The organism is Mesorhizobium monacense (assembly GCF_056781675.1).
The window spans coordinates 6,350,416-6,374,066 of sequence record NZ_CM165567.1 but is presented as its reverse complement, the minus strand read 5'-3'; the positions used below and the strand labels follow the sequence as shown (position 1 = coordinate 6,374,066).

Sequence of the window (23,651 nt, the reverse complement as noted above, 5' to 3'; positions counted from 1 at the left end):
ATCACCCAATCTCACTGATGCTGACGGTGCGGCGCTCGGCGGCCGACCTGATCGCCGCCTCGGCCAGCACGAGGGCCGCATGGCCGTCCTCGAAACCGACTTCCGGCCTTGTTCCCGTTTCTATGGCATCCACGAAGGCGCCGATTTCGGCCATGAAAGCCTCGGCGTATCGATCGATGAAAAAGTTGAGCAACGGCGCCGCCTTGCCTGTGAAGTCTGCCCGATGGAGGCTGGTCATGTGCGGCCGGCGATTTTCTGACACCAGCATGCCCCCGGAACCCAAGGCCTCCACACGCTGGTCATAGCCGTAAGTTGCCTGCCTCGAATTGTTGATGATGCATTGCTTGCCCGACGCTGTTTTGAGAGCGACCGAAACGGTGTCGTAATCATCCAGGCGATCCATCAACGCCTTGTCGACCAGCCGGCTTCCTGCAGCGAACACTTCGGTGACCTCTTCGCCCAGAACAAACCGCGCCATATCGAAGTCGTGAATGGTCATGTCGCGGAAAATACCGCCGGAAGCCTCGGCATAGGCCACTGGCGGCATTCCAGGATCGCGTGATGTGATGACCACCTGATGCAGATCGCCGATGTCCCCCGCGCGGACCGCGTCGCGCAGGGCCCGATGACCAGGATCGAAGCGCCTGACAAAGCCAAGCATGATGGGGATATTGCTATTGGGCCGGATGGCCTCTGCGCATCTCTGCACGCAGCCCAGATCGAGATCGATCGGCTTCTCGCAAAGAACCGGCTTGCCGGCGGCGACCGCCTTCTCGAGCAAACTAGCGTGAGTTGGCGTGGATGTGGCGATCAGCACCGCGTCGACGTGCTCGTTCTCGATCACGGCATCGACAGAATCGAAAACCGGCACACTCAGTTTGGCGCCCACTTCTTCAGCGGCGGGACGATGCACATCGAGCACGCCGGCCAGCGATGCACGGGGATGCGCGGCGATGTTGGCCGCATGCATGCGGCCGATTCTGCCGCAGCCAAGCACAGCGATTTTCAACAAGGGCTCCTCCCTACGCCAGATTTTTGCAATGCTTGTTGCGAAACTCTTGCATTGTCAATAAATATTTCGTAGGTATCTCGAAACCTGATGCATGGGAGGAGATGCGATGTCCCGCGAGACCGTGCGCCTGACGATGGCGCAGGCGTTAGTGCGCTATTTGTGCAATCAATTCACTGAGATAGACGGACAGAAGGTGTCTCTGTTCGCCGGCGTATTCGGTATCTTCGGCCATGGCAATGTCACCTGCCTTTCCGAAGCGCTTGAAGCGGTACAGGACAAATTGCCGACCTGGCGCGGTCAGAATGAGCAGTCGATGGCACTCGCCGCGGTTGCCTTTGCAAAGGCATATCGACGTCGCCGGCTCATGGTCGCCGCGACATCGATCGGGCCGGGTGCGACGAACATGATAACCGCTGCCGGAACGGCACACGCCAATCGCCTGCCGGTGCTTCTTCTTGCGGGCGATATCTTTGCAAATCGCGTGCCGGATCCGGTCATGCAGCAGGTCGAGCATTTCAACGATCCGACCATATCCGTCAATGACGCCTTCAAGGCAGTCACGCGGTATTGGGATCGCATCCTGCTGCCCGAGCAGATCATTTCGTCGCTGCCCCAGGCCGTCGCCGCGATGCTCGACCCGGCCGATTGCGGGCCTGCCTTCCTCGGCCTCGCACAGGACGCGCAAGAGGTGGCATATGACTATCCGCTTGCCTTCTTTGAACCGACGACCTGGGCTGTGCCGCGTCCAAGGCCGGACCGCAACAAACTGTCAGAGGCCGTGGAGCTGCTGAAGAAGGCAAAGAAGCCGCTCATTATCTCGGGCGGTGGCGTCCGATACTCGATGGCCGAGGAGCTGGTCGCTGATTTCGCGGTTCGGCGCGGCATCCCGATCGTGGAGACCATAGCCGGCAAAAGCGCTCTTACACATGACCATCCCGCGCACGCCGGACCTATTGGCATCATCGGTTCGACCTCCGCGAATGCGCTGGCGCAGGACGCAGATGTCATCCTGGCGATCGGAACACGGCTGCAGGATTTCACGACTGGATCCTGGACTGCATTCCGGCGAGACGCCAGATTCATATCGATCAACGCTGCACGCTATGACGCGCACAAGCATCGTGCGGTCGCGGTCGTCGGCGATGCGCTCGAAACGGTTACCGAACTGGACGCGGCGCTCGGCGACTGGAAGATCAGTCCCGACCACATGAAGCGCGCGAAAGCGCTGTTCGCGGAGTGGAACAAGCTCCTCGACGAATATCAGGCACCTACCAACGGGCCTGTTCCCACCTATGCCCAAGTCGTCGCGGTGGTGAATGAAGCCGCCAAACCGAATGACACGCTGATTGCCGCCGCCGGCGGCACGCCAGGCGAAGTCACCAAGGGCTGGCGGGTGAAGCAGAGCAACACCTTCGATTGCGAATTCGGGTTCAGTTGCATGGGCTATGAGATCGCCGCCGGCTGGGGTCACGCCATGGCCAAGAACGGTGACGGCACGCCAATCGTGATGATCGGCGACGGCACCTACATGATGATGAATTCCGATATCTACTCGACCGTGCTCGCCGGCCACAAGATGATCGTGGTGGTTTGCGACAATGGCGGTTTCGCGGTCATCAACCGGCTGCAGCAATTCAAGGGTGTCCCCGGCTTCAACAATCTCCTCAAGGATTGCCGCGTCAAGGAGCCGTTTGCCGTCGACTTCGTGAAACATGCGGAATCCATGGGAGCATTGGCCCGCCGTTGCGAAAGCCTCGCCGATCTCAAGGCCGCCATGGAATGGGCGCAAGAGACTGACCGCACCACCGTGCTCACCATCGTCACCGATGCCTTTGCATGGGTGCCCGGAGACGCCGACTGGGACGTTGGCGTGCCAGAGGTCTCCGAGCGTGAGTCCGTGCAGAAGGCGCGCGTCCAGCAACTTGAAATCCGCAGCAAGCAGCGCGTCGGAGTTTGACGTGAACCGGATTGATGGGAAAATAGCAGTCGTCACCGGCGGCACGCAGGGCCTCGGCGCGGCCATTGCCAGGCTTTTCGCCCAGGCGGGCGCGGCAGGCATCATCACCTGTGGTCGTGACCGAAATAAAGGCGAGGCTGTCGCCAAAGCGATAACCTCGGATACTGATGTCCCGGTCACTTTCGTTGCCGCCGATCTTCAGAACGTCGATCATTGCCGAGCCGTCTTGGCGCAGGCCGAAGCCACATACGGGCGCGTCGACATCCTCGTGAATGCGGCCGGCCTCACCGATCGCGGAAACCTGCTCAACACGAGCCCTGAATTGTTCGACCGCATGTTCGCGATCAATGTCAGGGCGCCGTTCTTCCTGATGCAGGAAGCCGCCAGGTTGATGATCGGCCAAGGGGTGAAGGGAAGCATCGTCAACATCGGCTCGACGTCGGAGAGGGCCGGGCAACCCTTCCTGGCCTCCTATTCGGCATCGAAAGGGGCGCTAGCCACGCTGACCCGAAATTCCGGCTACGCGCTCATGCGCAACCAGATCCGGGTGAACCAGCTCGATATCGGTTGGATGGCGTCTGACGGCGAGGACCGCGTGCAGCGAGAATACCATCACGCAGAAGCCGACTGGCTGGCCAAAGCGGCGGCCGCTCAACCCTTTGGCCGGCTGCTCGCGCCCGAGGAGGTTGCCCGCGCGGTTCTCTTCCTGGCATCGGACGATGCCGGCATGATGACGGGCGCGGTTGTGCATTTCGATCAATCGGTCTGGGGCGCCTACGATGGTGGGCCCCCGGCACCCGCACTGGCCTTATCCGCATGAGGACGCGATGATGAAAACCATAAAAGGACCCGGCATTTATCTGGCGCAGTTCGCAACCGACGAGGCGCCGTTCAACACGCTTCCCAGCCTCGCCGGCTGGGTCGCGGACAAGGGCTTTGCCGGCGTCCAGATACCGACCTGGGACACTCGCCTTATCGATATGAAGCTCGCGGCCGAAAGCAAGACGTATTGCGATGAGCTGAAGGGCGTTGTCGCCGAAAAGGGCCTCGAACTGCCCGAGCTCGGATCACACATCACCGGTCAGCTGGTGGCGGTGCATCCCGCGCATGACCGCATCATGGATAGTTTTGCTCCGGCGGCCGTCCACAACAACCCGGCAGCCCGGCGCGCCTGGGCGGAGGAACAGATGGCGTTCGCCGCACGGGCTTCGCGCAACCTCGGCATCGACCGCCATGTGAGTTTCACGGGCACGCTTCTGTGGCCTTATCTGTATCCCTATCCGCAATGGCCAGAGGGTCTGGTGGACGACGCCTTCGACGAACTTGCCCGTCGCTGGCTGCCGATCCTCAACGACTTCGACGAGCAGGGTGTGGATCTCTGCTTCGAAATCCATCCCTGTGAGGATGTTCATGACGGGCTGACCTTCGAGATGTTCCTAGAGCGGGTCGGAAACCATCCGCGCTGCAACATCCTCTACGATCCCAGCCACTTTGTGCTGCAGGCCCTGGATTACCTCGCCTTCATCGATCACTACCACGAGCGTATCAAGATGTTCCACGTCAAGGACGCGGAGTTCCGGCCCGACGGCAAGACCGGGGCATACGGTGGTTTCCAGCCATGGTCCAAGCGGGCCGGACGGTTCCGGTCGCTCGGCGATGGCCAGGTGGATTTCGGGACGATCTTTACGAAGCTCGCCACCTACGGCTTCGACGGCTGGGCCACTCTCGAGTGGGAATGTTTCATCAAAAACCCTGAAGACGGTGCGGCGGAAGGCGCCAAATTCATTCGCGAACACATCATCCGCGTCGCCGACCGGGCATTTGACGATTTTGTGAAATCTGGCGCCAACAAAGCCGCCAACCGCGCGATGCTTGGCTTGACTGAGGCATAGACGAATGTCCGATACGATGACGAAGAAGCCCCTGCGACTTGGTATGGTGGGCGGTGGCCAGGGAGCCTATATCGGCAACATTCACCGCATCGCCGCGAGGCAGGACGGCGCGTGGCAACTCGTCGCCGGCGCGTTCGATGTCGACGCGGCCCGTGGCCACGCCTTTGCGGCTCGCGAAGGCCTCGATTCCGCCCGTTCCTATGACGACTACAAGACGATGATCAGCGCAGAGTTGTCACGGGATGACCGAATCGACGCGGTCGCCATCTGTACGCCGAACTTCACCCACTTCCCCATCAGCAAGGCGTTCCTGGAAGCCGGCTTTGACGTCATTTGCGAGAAGCCGCTGACGGCCACCCTGGAAGACGCCATTTCGCTGGAGAAGCTGGTGCGTGACAGCGGCAGGTTCATGGGCGTGACCTACACATACTCGGGCTATCCGATGGTGCACGAAGCACGGCAGATGGTCGCTAGCGGCCAGCTCGGAAAGATCCGCACCGTCCAGGTTGAATATCCGCTGGAGTGGATGGCGACTGCCATCGAAACAGAAGGTAACGCCCAGGCGGCCTGGCGTACCGATCCCAAGAAGAACGGCCGAGGCGGTTCGATCGGCGACATCGGCACCCATGCTTATCACCTTGCTGGTTTTGTCTCTGGCCTTAAGCTCGAGTCTCTGACTGCGGATCTCGCCACGTTCGTGCAAGGGCGCGCGCTCGATGACAACGCGCACGTGATGCTTCGCTATCAGGGTGGCGCCCGTGGTCTTCTGTGGTCTTCCCAGGTGGCGCTGGGATCGTCAAATGGGGTCCGGCTGCGCGTGTTCGGGGAGAAGGCCTCGCTCGCCTGGTTTCAAGAACAGCCGAATGAGCTGATCCATGCATCTCTTGGCGGGCGAACTGAAATCATCAAGCGTGGCGCCGACGATCTCAGCGCAGCAGCGAAGGCGCGAACCCGAACACCGCCGGGCCATCCTGAGGGATACTTGGAAGCCTTCTCCAACCTCTACGCCGGGTTTGCAGAGGCGATCCACGCCAAGCGCGAAAAGCGCGAGCCCATTGCCATAGGTCGCGATATCCCAACTGCCTACGATGGCCTGAAGGGCGTCGCCTTCGTCGACGCCGTCGTTGACAGCGCGACCGCTACTAACCCCGCTTGGATGACGCCCGTCGCCGTTTGACACTGTGTCTGCTATCGGGCACCGACAAAGTTGATCTCAATGGCCGATATGAGGCGCATTGCTGACCGGCCGATCTTGGGCCGTTAGCGGACCGGCAGCTTCCGGCTGCAGATATTCAGGAGCGGACACTACGGCCGGCGCGAGCATCTTCGTACCTGACATCTCGGACGTTCACAGTCCTCAATCGGCCGGTTCCGAATCCGGTTTGAGACGTTTAGCACATCACAAATACTCTCTGAATTTGAATGCCGTTCTGACGTTCGTGCCAACGCTAGGCCAAGCAGAATCCGCGCCTTCTGACTTCAGATTGTCCGCCGCGATGATCCAATGGCGCGATGTCCGGCGCTGTCTAGGGCGCAGCCGCTGCCGTGGGCGTGGCTGCTTATCCGATATAGTCAGTGACCCGGCCCGGAGGACCAAGCCGAGCTGCTATCGGGTTGGGACGGAGGACAAGATGATCCCACCTTCCGTTCAGCGCCGGATGTCACGGCGGACCGGCGCAACTTGATGCTGAAGTCAAGCGTTGCCACGCGATCTATGAAACGCAGCCAAAAGGCAGTGACAGCCCTCATTCAGAGAGCTGTGTGAAGCGTGAATTCAAAAATGGCAGCAGGCAACTAACCCTGCATAGTTCCGCCCCCGGCCTCGTGCGCGGTCGGCGGAGTTTCCCCAGAACGAAACGGCGCGCTTGTAGCCGCCTTTCAGGCAGAAACAGACAAAACGCGCGCCTGCAGGAAATACGACTGCCGGAATGATGTCTATTTCATCGGGACCAACGTTGGCTGTCGTTGGGGAAACCGCTTATCTGAGAAGGAACACATCTATGCACATCAAAGCTGTCTGTCTCGGCGCAACACTTGCCCTTTCCATTTTTGGTGGTCAGGCGTTGGCCGGCGCACTGAAGGAGCCGAACACCATGAAGCCGTTCTATACCGATCCCAGCATGAAAACCATGAAGCCGCTCGAGGAATTTAAGGCCGTCTTCTTTGGCATGCCGGCCGAAAAGCAGGCACAGATGAAGGGTGAATGCGCAGGCGAGGTAGAGCAGCCGTTCACCGCCTTCTGCGCGAACGTGAATACACTCGGAGGCCACAACTAAGACTGCGTTCATAACCGAACAAAATGGCGCGGCCGATCGGCCCGCCATCGCCCCTCAGCCTCTGTGCTTCGGCCAGATGGGCTTGGCTACGGCGAAGCCGGTCTTCTGCCTTCTTGGCTGCCTCGCGCGCTGGAAAGCCTCAAATATCCAAGAAGCCGCAAGAACCTACAATAAAGATGGGAAGGACGCCCTTAATCAGATGCGGTGCCGGACAGCGCAGCACACTGTCAAGATGGAGCCATCAGTGACAAGCGAATTTTCCCTCCCCCTCTCCCGGCGTCAGGCCCTCGTGGCTGGGGCGACCGCATCTCTCGTCATAGCCGCGCCGTCCCTCGCCGCAACCGAAAAGCACCCAAACACGCCCAATGGAGCAGTTCCCATGACCGAAGAGTACGTAAAGACAAAAGACGGCGTCGACATATTCTACAAAGATTGGGGTCCGAAACACGCGCAGCCAATCGTGTTTCATCATGGCTGGCCACTGTCTTCAGACGACTGGGACACCCAGATGCTGTTCTTCTTGGCAAACGGCTATCGCGTCATCGCCCACGACCGCCGCGGTCACGGCCGCTCCTCGCAGGTCAGCGAGGGTCACGACATGGATCACTACGCAGCCGACGCGGCTGCAGTGTTCGAGCATCTCAACCTCAAGAACGCCGTCCACGTCGGACATTCGACAGGCGGAGGCGAAGTGGCCCGTTATGTCGCAAAATTCGGCGAGCCACAGGGCCGCGTGGCCAAGGCCATCTTGGTGAGTGCTGTCCCACCGCTGATGCTGAAGACAGACGCCAATCCAGGTGGTCTGCCGATCGAAGTCTTCGATGGCCTACGCAAGGCCCTTGCAGACAACCGCAGCCAGTTCTTCATCGACCTGCCGACCGGGCCATTCTACGGCTTCAACCGTCCGAATGCGAAGACGTCGCAGGGGCTGATCCAGAACTGGTGGCGGCAGGGCATGATGGGCAGTGCGAAGGCCCATTATGAAGGGATCAAGGCATTTTCGGAAACGGACCAGACCGAGGACCTTAAAAGGATCAAGGTCCCGACGCTCGTGATGCACGGCGACGACGACCAGATCGTGCCGATCGACGATGCTGGCAAACTATCGGTCAAGCTCCTGAAAAATGGCACTATCAAAATCTATCCGGGCTATCCGCACGGCATGCTGTCGACCAACGCCGACGTAATAAATCCGGATCTGCTTGCCTTTATAAAGAGCTAAGCCGACACCCTGCGTGGGGACGCCCGGACATGAGGCGCGAACCGGTCGTTCACGTCGCGCCCTGCTTAAGTCAGCTTCGGGTCAGTTCACGTCGATGCACGCAGTGTGCTTGAAGGTCCGCCTCTGGCCTTCCGAGCCTCGAAGCCGCAAGTCCGCATTCGGCCCAAAATCTGTCGGTCAGCTTCCGGCCCCAAAGGCTGCCGGACCGCAATGCGCCTCATGTTGATCTTAGAGTTCAGTTTTGCGGTTGCCCGAAAACTGACATCTCTACCCCCGGCCGACGCGACGTCAGGTCCGGTGGGTTCCTAGTGCTCACCCAGCGCATATCCGGCACTTCCCGTGGTAACGGCATGGATTGCGTCCATAATCCTGGTACTGGCCGTTTCGTAGCGTCGGTCATTGACGAATTCGTCGATGAGCGCGAAGTCGTGCATCACCAGGATGCGATCGGCCATCGCCACCATTTCGGGCATATCGCTTGAGATGAGCAGGATTGCCATCCCTCGGTCCGCGAGCTCGTTAATAAGCTCGTGAATGTAGGACTTGGCCTTGATGTCGATACCGACGGTTGGCTCGTCGATGATGAGAATGTCCACGTCCGCCGCCAGCCACTTCGCCAGCGATACTTTTTGTTGGTTGCCACCCGACAGATTGCCAACGCGTTGTTCGAGGTTCGGGGCGCGTATCTCGAGCCGTGCTGCCAACGGCGCCGCCAGAGCAATCTCATCGTTGCGAACAAGCAGACCGAACGTGCGGGCGATCGCGTCCCACACGGTGATCGCGATGTTGCTGCGAATGGGATGATCGAGGATCACCCCCTCATACTTGCGATCCTCACTCACATAGCCGATACGAAGCCGCTTAATGGCATCGCGCACGGAGCGCACGTGTACCGCCGCGCCATCGACAAGGACCTTTCCGGAACGAACCTTGCCTTGCCCCAGAAGGGCAAGGGCAAGTTCGGTCCGACCCGCTCCGACCAAGCCGTACAGGCCAAGAACTTCCCCTCTGTGAAGGGTAAAATCGATAGCATTGTGCCCATACGAAGTGGTCAGCGCCTGGACCTGCAGCCGTGGCTGATCGAGTCGGGGTCGTTGCTTTCGAGGCAAAACGGGCCGTTCTGATCTGCCGATCATCGCTTGGATCAGGGTCCCGCGCGTCATCCCCGCCACCGGCGCGGCCATCAACGTCGTCTCGCCGTCGCGCAGAACGGTGACACGGTCACAGAGCGACAGCACTTCCTCGAGCTTGTGACTGACGAAGAGGATCGCAGTCCCCGCGTCCCGCAATTGGCGGACAAGCCGGAAGAGTGTCTCCGCCTCTGCCTCGGTAAGTGAGGCGGTTGGCTCGTCGAGCAACAGCACATCCGCCTTGTGGCTGAGGGCCTTTGCGATCTCGACCATCTGCATCTGGGCGACGCTTAACCGACGCACCTCGGTGGCTGGATCGATGTCGAGTCCCACCTTTGCCAGGTGCTGGCGCGTCTCCACATGCGCCCGGGCGAAGTCTACCATCCCATTGCGCGTCGGCAGCCGCTCCAGGAGGATGTTCTCGGCCACCGAAAAGTGCGGAATGAGGTTGCGTTCCTGGTGAACGACGGCAATGCCCGCGGCGATCGCATCCCTGGGCGAGTTGAAAACGAGATCTCGATCGTCAAGCTTGAGGCTGCCGCTATCGGCGCGGTAGACCCCGGTGATGATTTTGATCAGCGTGGACTTGCCCGCGCCATTCTCGCCCATCAACGCATGGATTTCGCCGCCCAGCAGCGTGAGAGAAGCGTCGTTGAGAGCACGAACGCCCGGAAACGACTTCGTTATGTTCTGCAGGGCGAGACTCATCGTGCCCTCTCCATGCGTACGGTGCGGATACGGTTGATCCAGACGGCGGCAAGGATCAATGCGCCGAGCAGGAAGGTTACCCAATAGGGATCGACTGCAAGCAGAACCATCGCGTTCTGGATCAGGCCGATGAGAACCACGGCGATCACGGTCCCTGTTATCGACACGGATCCGCCGGACAGGCTCGCACCGCCGATGATCGGCGCGGCGAAGGAGATGATCAGCCAGTCCGATCCGATCGTGGGCTGAGCCGATCCGAGTTGTGCGACCGCGAGCACACCGGCGATGGCGGCGATGAGACCAGAGAGACCATGCGCCAGCATGACTGTGCGCGACACCGAGATGCCGGAAAGCTCGGCTGCATTGCTGTTGCCGCCGACTGCGAGCAGGTGACGGCCCCTAACGGTGCGATTGAGGAAGACCGCGAGGAACGCGGTAACGATGATCGGAACGATCATCAGGAGCGGAAACGCTCCAATGCGACCGTTGCCGAATGCGACAAAGTCCGTGGGCAAATCATAGAACGGCACAGCCTTGGTGAGGCCGAGATTGATCCCCGTGAAAGCCGAAGCCGTGGCGAGCGTAACCACGAAGCCGTTGATACCGGTTCGGACCGTCAGCCAGCCGTTCAGCAAGCCTGCTGCGCCACCGACCAACACCGCAATGCACGCAGCCGGGATGGCCGGCAGCCCCCACGCATCCATCAGGCCGCCGACGAGGATGGCAACCAATCCCCCCAAGGCGCCAACGGAGAGGTTCATCTGACCGACGCCCAGCATGATCATCTGGCTGAAAGCCGCCAACGCGACCACGCAGACGCTACGCAGCAGCACGAACCAGTTGAATTGCGTGTTGAAGGTCGGTGTCGCGATGCTCAGCGCCGCGATACCCAGCACCACGGCGAGGAGGATTCCCGACCATTGCTGACGAAGCAGGAACGTCAACGGCTTCATGCTTGCCTCGTCTGTTCGCGCGCCGACAGCACCGATCGATATCGTTCGACCAGGATGGCTGCTAGGAGGAAGACGCCCAGGAAGAACTGCAGCCAGAAGCTTGCGAATTGCAGGATCAAAAGTCCGCTTCGAATGGTGGAAACCAGCAGCGCACCCAGGATCGTGCCGATCACCGACACGGCACCGCCGGCGAGTGACGTGCCGCCGATTACAGGCGCCAAGAATGACGGCAGAAGCCAGTCGTCACCGGCCACCGCTGGCATGGCCGCCCCGAGCCGCGCCATCAGCATCAAGGCCGCGGCTGCCGCCAGGATCCCCGACAGCACATGCACGAAGACGATCACGCGGGACACCGGTATGCCCGACATCTCGGCGGCTCTGGCATTGGCACCTACCGCAAGAATCTGACGCCCCAGAACGCTATGCGCGAACAGGATGTAAAGCAGCCCGCCGATTGCCAGAGCCACAATGGCAAGCGCTGGAACGCGGCCGACCATTGTCTTGCCGAAGGCACCGATTTCGGGCGGCAGGCCGTTGAGCGGCACACCGTGGCTGAGGATTAGCATGCCGCCCGAAAACAGGCTGGCCGTGGCCAGCGTCACCACAAAGCTGTTTACGCCAGTCCTGGTGATGGCAATCCCGTTGAGCCACCCGAGCAGGCCGCCGAAGGCCAACGTGGCGACGATCGCGAGCGGTATGGGCAACCCCAGCACCTGAAGAAAATAGCCGGCGATCATGACCGAACAGACGCCGATCGCGCCGACCGAAAGGTTCATGCCACCCGTGGCGAGGACGACCATTTGGGCGAAGCCCACCACGACGTCAATCGCAACCGAGCGGCCAAGCGAATTGAGATTGAAGGTTGAAAGAAAGCCTGGCGACAGGCTCGCGAACACCGCCCAGAGGATAGACAGGATGATCAAAAGGCCCAATTGGGTGGAGCCCCGTGTCAGCAGACCTGTGATCGAAATGGATTCACCCGAGCTTGCCGGAACTTGTGCTGTCATTGACCTTCTCGCGATTGTGTTCGATCCGGCACGATGGTTGGCGCCAGGTAAAAAGGGCGGCACCGTGGCTCGGCGCCGCCCGCACGATCATTTGCAGGTGAGGTAGGTGTCCTTGAAGCTCACCTGCATCTTCTTGGTCAGGGCCTTCAGGTCTTCGGCATAGGTGCCAACGTTGGCGGCCGAGACCACGACCGTGCCTGAATCAACGAAATGAGCAGTCTGCGGCGTGGTGATCCACGGCGCGTCTGCCTTTACAGTGCAACCACCCGCCAGCAGATCGAGCGCATAGGCGCCGATATAGGCTTGCCCATACGGGTTCTGGGCAATCGTACCAGCGACAAAGCCGTCACGAATGCCGTTGAGCACGATCTTGTCGTCGTCGATGCCGACCATCTTGATCCGCTTGTCGCCCAGATTGCGGAGCGCGGTGGCGGTGACGACGGAGGAGATGTACGCGGTGGCGATGATGCCGCCGATCTTGTCCTTCTGAGCGGCGAGCAGGGCATTGATCTTCTGGTCGCCCTGCTCCTGGTTGTCGGTGTCGCCGACGGTCTGCAAAAGCGTGACCGCCCCCTTGGTCTCGTCGACTGCCTTCTGTACTGCCTGCACGCGCAGCGTAGTGTTGGGGTCGACCAGCAGGCCGGCCACATGGACGATCGCACCCTTGCCACCCATCGCCGTGATCAGCGCCTTGGTGCCGACATAGGCGGCCTGAAACACGTCCGTGGAGAAGCAGAACGCCGCGTCGGTCGGATCCTTGGCGCAGCCGGCAATCGCGATCGAAGGAATTCCACCTGCCTTCAGTTCTCCCAAGGTAGAGTTGATGCCAACAGCGTCGCCCGGGAAGAAACCGAACGCGTTCGTGCCCTGCGCCGCGAGGCTTTCAAGCAACTGTGTCTGAGCTTCCAGCTTCCATTCGGCGGGCACCTGATATTCGACCTTTGCAATGCCGAAATCCTTTGCGGCGTCTGCCAGCCCGGGTTCCCAGCCGGCAAAGTACGGGTGGGGACCACCCGGCACGAGCGCAATCCGGTGATCGGAAGCGTTCGCTGTGAGTGGGGCCAGCGCGAGCGGGCCGGCGAGGCACGCAGCAAGCACGCCCCGACTGACGCGCTTCACACCGGCGGTCACGTATCTCGTCTCCATTTGTCCAATCCTCAATTTATCCTCCTAAGTTGCTCGCCGGTTTTCTTGGCGCCCAGCTTTGCGCCCATGCCCCGACCATCGCTGGACTGGTTTCCCAGTGGCCCAATCGGAGGATCGGTAACCTGCTAGGCCACCCCGCGATCGGACCGCGAAGTCGCTCACTTTCGGCCTATAGGCCGTAAAACCTTTCGGCGTTCGAGGCCCAAACCTTCTGTTGGTCGGCGCGTGTCATGTGCTTGAGGGCAGCATCGACGACATCGACCCACCTGCCGTAGTCGGCGACCAGATTGACCACGGGCCAGTCGCTTCCGAAGACAAGGCGGTCTGGCCCGAAGATATCGATGACCGTTTCCAGGTAGGGCTGCACCCGCTCCGGCGTCCATTCTGGGCCGTCTTCGGTCAGGATACCGGAGAGCTTGCAATGGACGTGATCGAGTTGACGGAACTGCTCCATGTCACGGGCCCAGGACTTGAGTTCACCCTGGTTGATCGTGGGCTTCGCCATATGATCGACGATGACCGGGAGGTCAGGATATCGCTCCACGAAACGAACCGTGTTGAGTATGTGCCGCGGCTTGATCAGCGCGTCGAAACGCAGGCCGAACCCGGGAAGCTTCCTTATCACCGCATCGAGTTCGGGACGCAGGATCCAATCATCTTCGGGCAAGTCCTGCAGGTAGGGCCTGATACCCTTCAGCACCGGCGAGCGAGCCCATTGCTCGAGGTCTCTGACCGCATCGGGAGCCAACATATCCACCCACCCGACGACGCCGCGGATGAAGTCGTGCCCGTCGGCAAGACCCAGGAGGTAGCCCATTTCCTCGATGGTGGACGCGGCCGAGACCAGCACGCAGCCTTCGACGCCGTTCGCCTCCATCAGCGGTCTGGCATCGCGGGGACCGTAGTCTCTGTAAAGAACCTTCAGTTCGGGCGTCATCCAGAGCGCGTAGGATCGCTCCATCGCCAGGGTCCAGAAATGCATGTGGGTATCGATGCGACGCATGCCGATCCTCCGTCCTTACCGCCCTAGAAAATCCTGAGGCCCGCCAGCAGGCCGCCATCCGCTGTGAATTGGGCGCCCGTGCAGAACCCGGACCTGGCGCTTGCGAGAAAGGCTGCCAGTTCTGCGATCTCCCAGGCGTGGCCGAGGCGTCCAAGCGGCACCGGCTTTGCGAACTCGCGGTACATCTCCTCGACGCTGCGGCCATTTCCATTGGCTCTGGCGAAGTGTTCCTGCATCGGCGTGATGACCGATCCCGGGCAGATCGTGTTTGCGCGGATGTTGTGCTTGGCTAGGTCCACGGCCAGAGTGTGAGTGAAGGTCACGATGGCGCCTTTTGTCGTCGCGTAGGCACAGACGCCGGGCGTGTTCGATGTGGCCTGCACGGAAGCCACGGTGATGATCGACCCACCCTTGCTGGCGATCAAATGCGGCACACCATAATGGCAGGTGAGATACATCGACTTCACGTTGACCGCGAAGGTCCGGTCCCAGGTGGCCTCATCGGTCTCGAGTACATCGCCAACCGGATGAATGGCGGCCGAGCAAACGAGTATATCAAGACCTCCGAAGGATTCGACGGTCCGATCGATCGCCTGCCTGACAAAGGCAGATTGGCTGGCATCGCCGAAAAGGCCGACAGCTTTGAGCCCGTCGTCGGCGAATTGCTTGGCGACGACGAGTGCATCGTCGGCATGGCCGACTATGGCGACGTTGGCCCCTCGTTCGGCAAGCAACCGGGCGGTGGCCAAGCCAATGCCGGAACTTCCCCCGAGTACAAAGGCCGTCCGACCCTTGAACTCGCGCTCCACTGGCAGAAGCTGCATGATCCTCCCCTCCGCCACTAACAGGACTGACTGAATGCCGCCACCGCCTGGTCGGTCAGCGTGCACCCTGCCCCAGGCATCTGCGGCCGGACATAGTGTCCGTCCTCGACCTTGATGGGCTCGACAAAGCAGTCCTTGATCCAGGGGATGTATTCCAGCATCGAGGTCGCCGGATGCCAGTATGAAAGGTGGACATGCACCTGCCCCATGTCGCCGACGTGAGCGACGACCGGCAGGCGGTGCGAGTGCGCGTTGTGCGCGACCTGGATGTATTCGGTGATGCCGGCGACACGGGTGACGTCAGGCTGCACATATTGCACCGCGCCGGCGTCGATGAAGGTGTTGAACGCGTCGGCGGTATAAAGCTGCTCGCCAAGCGCCACGGGGATCGATGTCGATCGCGCAAGTGCTGCGTGGGACCCCACATCATCGTACCACATGGGTTCCTCGAACCAGAACACGTCGAGTGGTTCGGCCTGGGCGCAGAACCGCTGACAGGTAGGCAGATCCCATTTGCCGTTTGCGTCGATTGCAATCGTGACGTTGGCACCGACGGCCTCGCGCACAGCCGCGAAGCGGTCGATGTCGATCATGGGATCGGCGTGGCCGACTTTGATCTTCAGACGGCGAAAGCCATCGTGCTCGATCGCTCGCTTGCAGCCATCAACCAGTCTGTCCTTGGGAATGGAGAGCCAGCCGATGTCGGTGTTGTAGGCTTCGAGCCGCTCGGTCGTGGCACCGCCCAGAAGCTTCCACAGCGGCAATCCGGCCGCCTTGCTGCGGAGATCCCACAAGGCAATGTCGATCGCCGCCAACGCGATATGGGTGACGCCCGCCCTGCCTACCCATTGGACTGCAGGGAAGCGCGCCAGCTTCAGCCACAGCCGGTCTCCATCGAGTGCGTCCTCGCCGATCAGCATGGGCCCGTAAGATTTGGCGATGCAGGAGGTCACGAGCCGATCAGACTCGAGGTGAGCGTGGGTGCCGGTATAACCGTAGCCGAAGAGACCGTCGTCGGTGCCGATCTTGACCCCGACTATCCCCCAGTGGGTGATCGTATGCGTTGAGTCAGAGATCGATGGGACGTTTATCGGGGCGTGCAGGATGAAGGGCTCGACGGACGTGATTTTCATGTGGTGACCTAGCGGATGGATTGCTTGCTGAGTTGGCGGACCAGTTCGACATTTTGGCGATCGACGATTGCTGCACCGGCGTCCAGAGATGACGGGATGAGGCCGAACCGCCGGTAGAGCGTCAGTTGCACGATTGGATAGAAACCCTGGGCGTAGGGCTGTTGATCTATGACGCAGTCGAGGTGTCCCTCGGCGATGAGGTCGACGATCCCAGGCGACAGATCGAAGCCGGCCGCATAGAGCCCACGCCTCTGATCCGCCTTGGCCACCAGCCCAGCCGCCTCGGTGTCGGGCTGTCCGGTGCCGATGATTGCGCGGGCGCCCAAACGGACCAGTGCCTCGTCGAGAATCCTGGCGCCCCTTACAGGCTCGCGCCCGGTGATGACATGCGTAACGACGACTTTTCGCGATGCGAGGCCCGCCACGATCCCTGCCGCCCGCTCTTCCAATGCCCCTACCCCGTCGTCATGCATGGCGACGATGATGCGGTCGCCATCGCCAACAGAAGCCGCGGCGCGATGCCCCAGCACCGTGCCGGCGGCAACGAAATCCTGCATGATGTAGCTGAGATTGCCGCTGCCGGTTTTCGCCGCGTCGATGTTGAAGGCGACTACCGGCACGCCGGCGGCACCTGCTTCGGCGATAACGCCTGCCAGGGCGGTTGGGTGAAAAACATTCAGCCCGATGCCGTCAACGCCGTCATGGATGGCGGATCGAACAAGACGGATAACGTCTTCGATGTCGAAGCCGGGGGTGCCGACCAGATCGGCGTCCACGTCCAACGCCGCAGCCGCGTCGCGCATTCCGCGCTCGACGACATGGAACAGTTCCTCGTCGCTTGCGATCGTCACCAGGCGGAACCGCAGTCTGTTATCGATCATGCGAACCCTCCCTGGTTCCCGGTTCACGCGTCGACCTTGTCCAGTCGTCCAGTGGTCCAACCACTTGACCAATAGTCCGACTTCGCTTACGCCGTCAACGAGAAACTTCCATAAAGCCGGGGTCGGGTGACTGGGCGATGCGCTAGACTATCGGTGGGTAAGCCGCTGACCTTCCAGACCGACGAGAGAGGGATCAATTTGCGCAGCAATGACTTTGCCGATCCGGCACCCTCTTCCGAGGAGAGGGCCATGGCACGCCTGCCACAATTGGAGTCGACCCGTCTCTATCGGCGGATCGCCGAACTCCTGGAGACGCGTATCGATCAGGGGCTGTTCCCCGCCGGCACCTTCTTGCCGTCGGAGCGGGAACTTGCCGAACAGCTGGCGGTAAGCCGGACGTCGGTACGCGAGGCTCTTATTGCCCTTGAGGTCACCGGTCGCGTCGCGATCCTGCCGGGCCAAGGGGTCCAGGTCCTGTTGGGCGCTCAACGTCCGGCGGCACAGAATGCGTCTGAGACGGATATCGGCCCCATACAGATCATGGAGGCGAGACGCGTGATCGAGCCTCGGGTCGCGGAACTGGCAGCCGCCCATCACAGGCAAGAGAACCTGGACGGCATGCGCGCTGCGATGGACCTGCAAGCGTCGGCAACGTCTGCTACCCCGGAAAATTACAGAGAGGGGGATCGCCTGTTTCACGTCGAGATCGCCCGAGCGAGTGGAAACCCGGCATACGAGGTGGTCGTCTCCAAATTATGGGAATACCGGACAAAGCCACTCTTCGAACGCTTCGAACAAATGCTTCTGGGACCCGAGCGTCCGGGGCGAACAGCCGCCGAGCATCAGAATATCTTCGAGGCTATCGCCGCCGGCGATGCAACGGCCGCAGGAAAGACGATGAAGCGGCATCTCGACGGCGTGCTGAGCGCCTTCATCAAGGGTTCGACTGCGAAGTAGCCGTAAGGAAATCGAGTTTGACGATGGCACGTTGGCAGGATCTTGTTACTCACGGCCTCAAGCGGCGCGGCATCGCTAACCTCGCCTTCGATGAACTCGGCATCGCGCTTGCAGTGTTGTTGTTCTTCGTCGTTGGTGCTTTCAGCAGTCCTTATTTTCTCACGCTCGGCAATTTGACCGGCATTCTGCAGAACGTCAATTTCCTTGGCTTTCTCAGCATCGGAATAGGGCTGACGCCAATGGCGGGCGAGATCGACATCTCGATTGGCTCGGTGTTCGGGCTTTCTTCGATCGTCACCGCGCTGCTGTTGAAGGCAGAGTATCCGGTGGTTGCCGCTATTGCCGCGGTCTTGGCGGTTGGCATTGTCTGCGGCCTCATCAATGGCATCGTCGCCGAGATCATCAAAGTCCCGATCGTCGTCATCACGCTGGCGACACTCGGCATCTACAGGGCACTGGCGCTGGTTCTTGACGCGGTCATACAAAAAGGGCAGCAGGCAGCCCTACACCGCTAACGCTCATGCCTTCTTCCTCGCCAGACTCAAGGCGCTGTTGATGGCGACTTCCATCTCCTTGCAGCTCTGCAGGATCGCCCCGAAATCCGGCGCGTCTGCGGCTGTGACGCCGCTTTCCTGCATGATGCGGTAGTCCTTCTCCAGTTCTTTCAAGGCGGTGCCAGAAGGCACCATAACTATTTCGCCGGAGACCGCCTTATCGTAGTCCACGATCTGACCGTCCTTGTCCTTCTCCTTGAAGAAAAATGACTTGTGGCGCGCGACTTTCCTCGCGAGATCCGCGTCTTCGAGCGCGGACGCCCAATGTTTCGAATTGTAGATATAGTGGAGATCATGCCAGTGCCTCGAGAAGCGGTCCTTCTTGAGGTTCTGCTGAAGGCAGTAAACGTGAGCCGCTGTCGCCTTCTCCCAGAAGGTGCGCTCCACCGCCATCGCGTGGACCGACGCGGTCGGAAATACTAGCCCCGTGTTCGCCTGAGCCGCGTCGCACGCTATCGCGTGTTCTTCGGCGGGCCGACCTGTGGACCGAGCGCCGAACTCCAAGAGAACGGATGAGCGAACGTAAGAGTGACCGTCGAAACGACTCTCAAAGTCGACATTGAGCGTTTCCGAGGAATTATAGGCCAGGACCACCTTGATCCCCTTGTCAGCCATGGATTTCTCCATCATCGGAGCGAATTCGCCTTTGATCCACTCCGGCAGGCGCTTTCTGACCATCTCAGTTAGTTTGCTTGCCTGTGATCCGCTCGGAGGAATGCCGTCCTCATCAAAGTTCCCGCCATCAAGGAATTTTGTCATGTCGTAGGTCAGATCCAAGTCTTCAGAAAATCTATTGATCAGCCCATAGACTTTGGAAAGCGAAGTTCCCCCTTTGAAATATAGGATGTCCTTGAATTCGGAGGTGTAGATAGCGTCAAACGTCGCGACGACCATGACATCCTTTTCAAGGATATGCGGCTCGCGTCCCAATGTTCCCGAAGCGGCCAGAAGAGCATCTCTTTGCTGGCCACGTTTCAAATCGAAGAAGGATTCACCACCCATTTTCTGCTTTCGAGATCGCCGCGTGGACCCAAGCGGGCACTTTCGCCTTGAGAGCAACTACGCGAGTCCATTCCTCAGGGGTCAGTCTGTTCTTGAGCAATTTCGCGTAGTGAACACCGTTAGTTCGACCAAGATGCGCGATTGCCCGGATGGCTTCGCCAGACCTATTCTTTGGCAGGCTCGTGATCCAGGCCGGCGCGTGCTTGAGGCGTATTGTGCGGCGGCCAAGCTTCAGGTTCTTCGACTTTCCGTTCGTGAGAAAGACTTCTTGAACCGGAACTTGTGTCGTCAGGCCGAGCCGATTTGCCGCCGTGGCACCGGAATTGACGACCTTTTCACCCGACAACGAAGCATACGACCTCACGATGGCTTCCGCTTCCGGCAGCACATATCCATAAGGCGTCTTCCTGGAGGGCGTGTAGATTCCTCTGTAGACGCGCGCCAGTTCGCCCTTTTTCGCAAGTCTGCTCAGAGCTTGATCGGCTGCCGCACGGTTTCCAGAGCCGACGAATTCCTTCGAAGTGAGCAAAGCACCCTCCTTGGCTCTTTTCGTACGCATTTGGACCGCTCGCGTAACCTCTTCCATGGCATTAGCTCCTGTCAGAGAGAAGATTCGAGTTTCTGACTGAATTGTCCCTTATCATATTGATTGGAAAGAAACAGTTCAAGATCGACCGCAGCCAAATTTAGATGCTGTATCCTATCCAAATTATGACCGGGCCTGCCTGTCTGCACCGGAAGTCTGGCGTTGAGCTTTGGAATGGGATCAAGCTGCCGCGGGTCTTCGAGCCTTTCTGCATGGACGAATGAGGCATCCCGGGCTAGGCGACTGCGGAAGATGGCCGAGTCATTGCCGCCTTCGCCCGGAACTTCAAGCCGCACGACGATCCCGCTTCGACAAGGCCATCCGGCAATAGGAGCAGCATTTGGAGTTCCTGCACGACGGCTACTACGTCGGGAGCCCCTCTGATCATCGGCTTTCGGCCTCGTCCGACTCTTCAAGAATGCCTGGCCGACGGCACATAGCATCCAGATCGGGCGCAACCCCGTCTGTGAATGACGTTGCGACGTCCGGTGCTCGAATCCCCGCAGCCAGCGAAAATCGGTCACTCGAACGGCAGCTCTACGTCTATCTCGGTCGTAGGATTCAATTTTTCGGTTGCCCGAAAGCAGGCATCGTGAGTCCCCTACTGGGGGTCGCGGTCGCAGAAGGTAAAGGTCGGTTTGCGTTCAATCAGCGAAACCGCTCGTCAGAGTCGAAGGTTCAAAATTTGACTGAACGCCTCTGCATTCCAAGTTCGAACACGTCAGCGCTCGCACTACATCTTCCGTTTCATCTGCGGACGAGCTGCTTCTGCAGCCTCGCTCTCAGCGTTGAGATCGGCAATCAGGGCTTCGAGCTCAGAAATATGCTCGGTGAATTCGTCGGGAAGCGGAACGGCTACCGTGTCGGCGGCCGGATTGTCATGGCTGTGAGTGTTTGCGCGGGTCATGCCCTCATGGAATCGGATTGCCAGTGCGTCAGGAAAGCGAACGTAGCGCAACAACTGGGTCTGAATGACATCCGTTCCACGTCGGACGATATCCCGGAAGATCACTTCCTCCACCACGCGCTCATAAGTGTCGCGCAGTCGGCCATAGAGATTCTTCACCTGATATTCGTAGTCCGCTGGACTCGCAGCACGTAGCTTGGGCAGAGGCGCCGCGTCATTTTTCAATCGGCTGATGCGTTTGGCGACGTTTTGCCCCTTCCACGGCATCCCTGCCGTGTCCACTTTGCCAGCGGCAGACTTGTCGCTGAACAGTGCCACCGTCACAGGCTCGATGCCCACTTCGTCAGCGGCGCGGGACAGCTCGTTAAAGAAGACAATATCGTGGGTAAACACCACTACTTGTCGACTAGATGCCTCCTCCGCGATCCGCTCGGCCACCTTGGCGCTTCTATCGCGATCGAGGGACGACACGGGATCGTCAATCACAATCGGTCCCGAACCGTCGGTCAAGGCGACTTCGGTGAGGAACCCAGCAAGGGCCAATGCACGCTGCTCGCCCTCGCTCAGGATCTCCGACGTCACCTTGGTCAGCTTGGTCTTGGGATCAACTTCGAATTCCGCCTTGGTCTGTCCGCTCTTGCGTGCCAAGCCGACGTTGAGATGCATGATATCGAAGCGTGCCCGTTCGGCATCAAAACGTGTGACAACGGCAGTGGTCAGATGAGCGTCTACAAGCTCATTCGCGCGCTGAGTAATCCCCCGGGTCTGAACGTCGGCGAGAGCCTTCGTGTAGCAATCATCAACGACGAGCAAGTCCCGCCGGGTGGTGAGCTTCAACTTGTTGGCCATCAAGAGCTTCCGATCCTCGAGCTCCACTTTCTCGACCACTAGCGTGGCCCGCTCCTCGCTGTTGCCAGCCCGCATCAGCCCACCCGTCTCGCCTTTCAGTCTGAGCGCAAAAGCTTTCAACTCGTCGGTCGGCACGACGAGGGGAGAAACCATCCCGCCTTCTTCGCCTCTCAGTCTCGTGAGCGCCTCTTCCCGCCTTACGACCGCTGATGTCTGGAGGTTCGCGAGCACATCGGCCAGCGCCTCATCACGCTTTCGGACCTGCTCGAGGCGGTCAGCAAAGTCAGAGGCGCGAAGACAAATCAGCTCGTGAACACCTCTCAGCGCGTCTTGGACCGCTTGCTCCGCCTTCCTGGCCGCTGCATCAAGGGTGTCATCCATGTACTTCTGAAATCGCTGCATGCGAGCAGCACCATCTGGCAGAAGCGGCTGCTGGCACAACACGCATGCCGCGGCCCCACCATCCGCCATCAAAACCGGGAACGCCTTCTCTTTGTAGGCATCCGACACCGAGTAGTCGCGCGCCGCAGCCCAAAGCGACCGCCAGGCAGCGCCGCCGACACCTGACAGCGGCTCGTCGGTGAACAACGCCCCGGCGGCCACCGTGACCGCCTGGCGTGCCGCGGCCGCTGTTGCCCGGAGCTCTCGAAATTTTTCCAGCGCGCCATCCGTGAATGCCGATCCTACGGCCTCGGACTCAAGCAGGAGGGCGTCTGTCCATTTCGAAAGCGCATTGACGTCAGCGGCGGCGGCGGCACCTGCGGAAAGCGCGGCAGTCAGTTCTTCGATACGCTGCTCATCGGCATTGCTGAATGACGTCGCTGACTCAATCTGGGCGTCAGTTGTCGACCTGTTCAGCTGCTTGTCAAAGAGCTGAGCCTTACTATTGCGCTGAGCGGCGAAAACGATCGAAGTCAGGCCTACCTTGTTGCCGATTGCTACCGCCCGTTCTGCGTCCAGTTTCTCCTTCAAGATGATGCAGATGGCGTTCAGCCGATGCGGGAGAGCTAGTCCGAAGGGAAGAAAGCGGATTTGATTTCCGCCATCGACGTAAAGTTGTGCGGACGCCGTATCGAAGACCGCAACTTGCATGAGCAGCGGCGATGCCGCTTTACCGGGCGACCAAGGAATTGCCACCTCACCATCGCCGGCATTGACCACGATGTCGGCTGTCGGCGGACCGGGCGTGCTGCCATAGACGTCCGCAAGGACCTTGAGCTTGAGCGGATTCTCAACGCGCGTACGACAAGCTGTGCGTAGAATCCTTACGAAACCGCTCTTGCCGCTTCCGTTGCGACCATAGACGATCGTCAGGGCCTTGGGGCAAAAGGTGAGAGATGCCTTGGGCACCAGCCGATTCACGTTTTCGACATTGGCGATGCGCGTCAAGACGACCGGCTGATACTCGCCGTTTCCAAAATGAGCTTTCGTGAACGGTATGGCAGATGGCGGCCCAGCAGCAAGTTTCAAGCCGGCTGAGGACTTGACCATAGCCAGCAGGGCGTCGATGTCAGCCTCTGTAAGCTCATTGCTGATCGCCAGACGCCGAAGGGCGTCCCGCTTCCAGGATGAGAGCGTCTCTGACCATTCCACAACGTCATCAATCGGCGCCCCCGCCATTATACTTCCCCCCGAGAACACCGGTTGCTCAT

At 60.1% G+C, this 23,651-nt stretch carries 21 protein-coding genes; 8 read left to right on the top strand and 13 right to left on the bottom strand.

Going from position 1 to position 23,651, the window contains the following annotated elements; translation table 11 throughout:
• Nucleotide 1: 1 nt before the first annotated feature.
• Nucleotides 2–970, bottom strand: coding sequence for an inositol 2-dehydrogenase (iolG, locus tag AC1RUK_RS30485; RefSeq protein WP_481839350.1), 969 nt, complete (start codon nt 968–970; stop codon nt 2–4).
• A gap of 148 nt (nt 971–1,118) precedes the next feature.
• On the opposite strand from iolG, the gene iolD reads away from it, so the two are divergent.
• From iolD to AC1RUK_RS30455, 6 genes are all read left to right on the top strand, one after another.
• Entirely contained in the window at nt 1,119–2,969 is a 1,851-nt protein-coding gene (iolD, locus tag AC1RUK_RS30480) for a 3D-(3,5/4)-trihydroxycyclohexane-1,2-dione acylhydrolase (decyclizing) (protein WP_481837653.1), read from the top strand.
• Nucleotide 2,970: 1 nt separating this feature from the next.
• Entirely contained in the window at nt 2,971–3,789 is an 819-nt protein-coding gene (locus tag AC1RUK_RS30475) for an SDR family oxidoreductase (RefSeq protein WP_481840159.1), read from the top strand.
• A gap of 10 nt (nt 3,790–3,799) precedes the next feature.
• Entirely contained in the window at nt 3,800–4,861 is a 1,062-nt protein-coding gene (locus AC1RUK_RS30470; RefSeq protein WP_481839351.1) for a sugar phosphate isomerase/epimerase family protein, read from the top strand.
• Nucleotides 4,862–4,904: 43 nt separating this feature from the next.
• Entirely contained in the window at nt 4,905–6,038 is a 1,134-nt protein-coding gene (locus AC1RUK_RS30465) for a Gfo/Idh/MocA family protein (protein ID WP_481839352.1), read from the top strand.
• 823 nt (nt 6,039–6,861) lie between these two features.
• Entirely contained in the window at nt 6,862–7,137 is a 276-nt protein-coding gene (locus tag AC1RUK_RS30460; protein ID WP_481837655.1) for a hypothetical protein, read from the top strand.
• Nucleotides 7,138–7,516: 379 nt separating this feature from the next.
• Nucleotides 7,517–8,359 (top strand): alpha/beta fold hydrolase, encoded by an 843-nt coding sequence (locus AC1RUK_RS30455; RefSeq protein WP_481837656.1) that lies wholly within the window; start codon nt 7,517–7,519, stop codon nt 8,357–8,359.
• A gap of 305 nt (nt 8,360–8,664) precedes the next feature.
• Here AC1RUK_RS30455 and AC1RUK_RS30450 read toward each other — a convergent pair whose 3' ends face one another.
• The 8 genes from AC1RUK_RS30450 to AC1RUK_RS30415 form a co-directional block, all read right to left on the bottom strand.
• The gene (locus AC1RUK_RS30450) at nt 8,665–10,197 is read right to left on the bottom strand and encodes a sugar ABC transporter ATP-binding protein (RefSeq protein WP_481837657.1); all 1,533 of its coding nucleotides are present in this window, start codon (nt 10,195–10,197) and stop codon (nt 8,665–8,667) included.
• Complete coding sequence (locus AC1RUK_RS30445) at nt 10,194–11,150, bottom strand: ABC transporter permease (protein WP_481837658.1); 957 nt, start codon at nt 11,148–11,150, stop codon at nt 10,194–10,196. Before AC1RUK_RS30445 ends, AC1RUK_RS30450 begins: the two co-directional genes overlap by 4 nt.
• Nucleotides 11,147–12,157, bottom strand: a complete 1,011-nt coding sequence (locus AC1RUK_RS30440) for an ABC transporter permease (RefSeq protein WP_481837659.1) — start codon at nt 12,155–12,157, stop codon at nt 11,147–11,149. Before AC1RUK_RS30440 ends, AC1RUK_RS30445 begins: the two co-directional genes overlap by 4 nt.
• An 87-nt stretch (nt 12,158–12,244) precedes the next feature.
• Nucleotides 12,245–13,288, bottom strand: coding sequence for a sugar ABC transporter substrate-binding protein (locus AC1RUK_RS30435; RefSeq protein ID WP_481840158.1), 1,044 nt, complete (start codon nt 13,286–13,288; stop codon nt 12,245–12,247).
• Nucleotides 13,289–13,472: 184 nt separating this feature from the next.
• Entirely contained in the window at nt 13,473–14,306 is an 834-nt protein-coding gene (locus AC1RUK_RS30430; protein ID WP_481837661.1) for an amidohydrolase family protein, read from the bottom strand.
• Between the two features lie 23 nt (nt 14,307–14,329).
• On the bottom strand, nt 14,330–15,130 hold the full coding sequence (locus tag AC1RUK_RS30425; protein ID WP_481837662.1) for an SDR family NAD(P)-dependent oxidoreductase: 801 nt from the start codon (nt 15,128–15,130) through the stop codon (nt 14,330–14,332).
• Between the two features lie 17 nt (nt 15,131–15,147).
• Complete coding sequence (locus AC1RUK_RS30420) at nt 15,148–16,263, bottom strand: mandelate racemase/muconate lactonizing enzyme family protein (RefSeq protein WP_481837663.1); 1,116 nt, start codon at nt 16,261–16,263, stop codon at nt 15,148–15,150.
• Nucleotides 16,264–16,271: 8 nt separating this feature from the next.
• Complete coding sequence (locus AC1RUK_RS30415; protein WP_481837664.1) at nt 16,272–17,144, bottom strand: substrate-binding domain-containing protein; 873 nt, start codon at nt 17,142–17,144, stop codon at nt 16,272–16,274.
• 249 nt (nt 17,145–17,393) lie between these two features.
• Here AC1RUK_RS30415 and AC1RUK_RS30410 point away from each other — a divergent pair, with 249 nt between their 5' ends.
• Both AC1RUK_RS30410 and AC1RUK_RS30405 read left to right on the top strand, forming a co-directional pair.
• Entirely contained in the window at nt 17,394–18,101 is a 708-nt protein-coding gene (locus AC1RUK_RS30410; protein WP_481837665.1) for a FadR/GntR family transcriptional regulator, read from the top strand.
• Nucleotides 18,102–18,124: 23 nt separating this feature from the next.
• Nucleotides 18,125–18,616: an ABC transporter permease gene (locus tag AC1RUK_RS30405; RefSeq protein ID WP_481839353.1), complete on the top strand. Its 492-nt coding sequence runs from the start codon at nt 18,125–18,127 to the stop codon at nt 18,614–18,616.
• A 3-nt stretch (nt 18,617–18,619) separates the two neighbouring features.
• Here the strand turns inward: AC1RUK_RS30405 and AC1RUK_RS30400 are convergent, their stop codons facing one another.
• The 4 genes from AC1RUK_RS30400 to AC1RUK_RS30385 form a co-directional block, all read right to left on the bottom strand.
• Nucleotides 18,620–19,657, bottom strand: a complete 1,038-nt coding sequence (locus tag AC1RUK_RS30400; protein WP_481837666.1) for a nucleotidyl transferase AbiEii/AbiGii toxin family protein — start codon at nt 19,655–19,657, stop codon at nt 18,620–18,622.
• On the bottom strand, nt 19,647–20,243 hold the full coding sequence (locus AC1RUK_RS30395; protein ID WP_481837667.1) for a DUF6088 family protein: 597 nt from the start codon (nt 20,241–20,243) through the stop codon (nt 19,647–19,649). The genes AC1RUK_RS30400 and AC1RUK_RS30395 overlap by 11 nt, the downstream gene beginning before the upstream one ends.
• Before the next feature lie 14 nt (nt 20,244–20,257).
• Complete coding sequence (locus AC1RUK_RS30390; protein ID WP_481837668.1) at nt 20,258–20,539, bottom strand: hypothetical protein; 282 nt, start codon at nt 20,537–20,539, stop codon at nt 20,258–20,260.
• A 437-nt stretch (nt 20,540–20,976) separates the two neighbouring features.
• Nucleotides 20,977–23,619, bottom strand: coding sequence for an AAA family ATPase (locus AC1RUK_RS30385; protein ID WP_481837669.1), 2,643 nt, complete (start codon nt 23,617–23,619; stop codon nt 20,977–20,979).
• Nucleotides 23,620–23,651: the final 32 nt, after the last annotated feature.